The sequence below is a fragment of the Gordonia sp. i37 genome (assembly GCF_002043085.1).
Taxonomy (GTDB): domain Bacteria; phylum Actinomycetota; class Actinomycetes; order Mycobacteriales; family Mycobacteriaceae; genus Gordonia; species Gordonia polyisoprenivorans.
Genome location: NZ_MVPX01000220.1, coordinates 1 through 2,684, shown reverse-complemented (window position 1 = coordinate 2,684; position 2,684 = coordinate 1). Strand labels below are relative to the sequence as shown.

3 protein-coding genes are annotated in these 2,684 nt (G+C 67.4%); all 3 read right to left on the bottom strand.

Going from position 1 to position 2,684, the window contains the following annotated elements; all coding sequences use genetic code 11:
- The coding region (locus tag B1964_RS10135) for a ferrochelatase (protein WP_079929674.1) at window positions 1-1,087 on the bottom strand (1,087 nt) is incomplete at its 3' end.
- Between the two features lie 4 nt (window positions 1,088-1,091).
- The gene (gene inhA, locus B1964_RS10130) at window positions 1,092-1,925 is read right to left on the bottom strand and encodes an NADH-dependent enoyl-ACP reductase InhA (protein ID WP_079929673.1); all 834 of its coding nucleotides are present in this window, start codon (window positions 1,923-1,925) and stop codon (window positions 1,092-1,094) included.
- 73 nt (window positions 1,926-1,998) lie between these two features.
- Window positions 1,999-2,684: 3-oxoacyl-ACP reductase FabG (fabG, locus tag B1964_RS10125; protein WP_139765692.1), on the bottom strand; the 686-nt coding region annotated here is incomplete at its 5' end.

Here is a 2,684-nt window from a genome sequence, read left to right as displayed (position 1 = left end):
CGTTGTCCCCGCACCCCATCGGCGGCTCGCCCGCCGGAGTGGTTGCAGCACCGGCATAGCGGTCATCGGCAAGGTGGTCGTCGACGAGATCGGCGATCAGGGACACGAAACGCGCGTCGGTACCCACGGTGTCGGCGCGGACGTAGTCCATTCCCAGACGCCGCGCGGTATCGGCCGCCTCGTTGTCGAGATCCCAGATCACCTCGAGATGATCGGAGATGAAACCCACCGGGTAGACGATGACCTGCGTGATGCCCTGTTCGGCCAGTGTTTCGAGATGGTCGCAGATGTCCGGGCTCAACCAGGGCACCTGCGGCGGCCCCGACCGCGACTGCCATACCTGGTCGTGGTCGTCGAAACCGGCTGCCCGCGCAACCATCTCGGCCGCGCGAGCCACCTGATGCGAATACAGGTGGCCGCCGTCGGCGGCGGGCCCGGAGTTCGCGTCGGCGGCGCTCGGCACCGAATGTGCCGTGCACACCAGACGCGGCGGGCGTGACGCGGGCGGAAGGAGGGCCGCCGCACGCGCGACCGCGTCACGGCCGGCCGCCACCATCGCCGGATGATCCCAATACTGTGGGAGTTTGCGCAGCAGAACGGGATCCGACGATGCGGCCGCGGGTCGGCGGCGCGAGAGCTCGGTCACCGCGTGCTCGATGTCCTCGTGGTACTGCCGACAACCGGAATAGCCGCCCCAGGCCGACGTCGGGAACACCAGAATCCGCCGATGACCCGCGTCGTACATCTCGGTGACGGTGTCGGCGATCATCGGATGCCAGTTGCGGTTACCGAAGAAGACCGGCAGCCCCTCGTGCCCGCGACGGTCCAACTCGGCACGCAGGGCCGCGATCAGGTCGAGATTGAGCCGGTTGATCGGTGACACACCACCGAAGTGCAGGTAGTGCTGCGCCACCGCCTCGAGGCGCTCCCGGGGCACACCACGCCCTCGGGTGACGTTCTCCAGGAAGGGGATCACGTCGTCGGGCCCGTCGGGCCCCCCGAAGGACAGGAACAGCACGGAGTCGAACGGCCGGCGCTCGCCGGTGCGATCGACGTCCCCGCGTTCGGGCGCGACGGTCACCGACACACGCTCACTTGATGAAGTCCTCAGGGAACCAGGTGTTGTGGCTCGCCCCGCCGTCGACGTAGACGATCGACCCGGTGGTGCCCGGCAGATAGTCGGAGAGCAGTGTGCACACACTGGTGCCCACCACGCCCGGATCGTTGACGTCCCAGCCGATCGGCGACGCACCGTTCCAGTACTCGTTGAGCATGTTCAGCTTCTTCGCGTCATCCGTCGCGGTGCCCGAAATCGCCTTGGCAGCAAGCGTTTTAATGGGACCGGCCGCGACCAGATTGGACCGGATCCGCTTGGCGTAGCCAACCTCACGCGCCACATAACGGTTCACCGACTCCAGGGCGGCCTTGGCCACCCCCATCCAGTTGTAGTCGGGCATCGCGGTCCGCGGATCGAAGTCCATGCCGACGATCGAGCCGCGTTCGTTCATCACCGGCAGCACCGCGCGCGCGAGCGACGCGTAGCTCCACGCCGAGATCTCGAAGGCCTTGGACACGTCGGGGCCCGGGCCGTCGAGGAACGGCACGGCGTCGGGGCCCATCAGGGTTTTGGGCGCGAACGCGATCGAGTGCACCACTCCGTCGACGCCCTCGGGCGCGAGTTCACCGACCTTGTCGGCGAGTGCGGCGAGCGACTCCTCGTCGGTGACGTCGAGCGGGATCGCCGGCGGGACCACCTGCGGTAGCCGCTTGGCGATGCGGTCGATCAGCCGCAATCGCTCCGGGATCCCGGTGATGATGACCTTCGCGCCCTGCTCCTGGGCGACCTTGGCGGTGTGGAAGGCGATGGAGGCATCGGTGATGATGCCGGTGACGAGGACGGTCTTGCCGTCCAGGATTCCGCTCACGGCGAGAACTCCTCTGCTGTGCGGGGTCGGGGGATTGGAAAAAATCGATGGTGGGAGAACGGATCCGGAGAGTCTAGTGGCCCATACCGAGACCGCCGTCGACGTTGATCACGTTGCCGGTGACATAGGACGAGTCGTCGGAGGCCAGGAACGACACCACCGCGGCGACCTCTTCGGGCTGTCCCATCCGTTTGGCCGGGATCGCCTGGTCCACCGCGGTCTTGGTGTACTCCTCGGGCAGCGCTCGGGTCATGTCGGTGTCGATGAGCCCGGGTGCGACGACGTTGGCGGTGATGTTGCGGCCGCCGAGTTCGCGGGTCACCGACCGGGCGAGCCCGATCACACCGGCCTTCGACGAGGCGTAATTGGCCTGGCCGGGGGTACCCATCAGACCGACGACCGAGCCGAGGTAGATGAATCGTCCCCACCGCTTGCGCAGCATGTCCCGGGTGGCCGCCTTGGTCACCCGGAAGGCCCCGGTCAGGTTGGCGTTGATGACCTTCTCGAAGCTCTCCACGCTCATCCGCATGAGAAGCGTGTCCTCGTTGATGCCGGCGTTGGACACAACCACCTCGACGGGCCCCTGATGCTCGGCGATCTCGGTGAACGCCCGGTCCACCGATTCGGTGTCGGTGACATCGCAGACGACCCCGAACAGCCCGTCGGGCACCCCGGAACCGCGATGGGTCACCGCGACCTTGTGCCCGTCGGCGAGGAGTCGCTTGGCGACGGCCAGACCGATTCCCCGGTTGCCGCCGG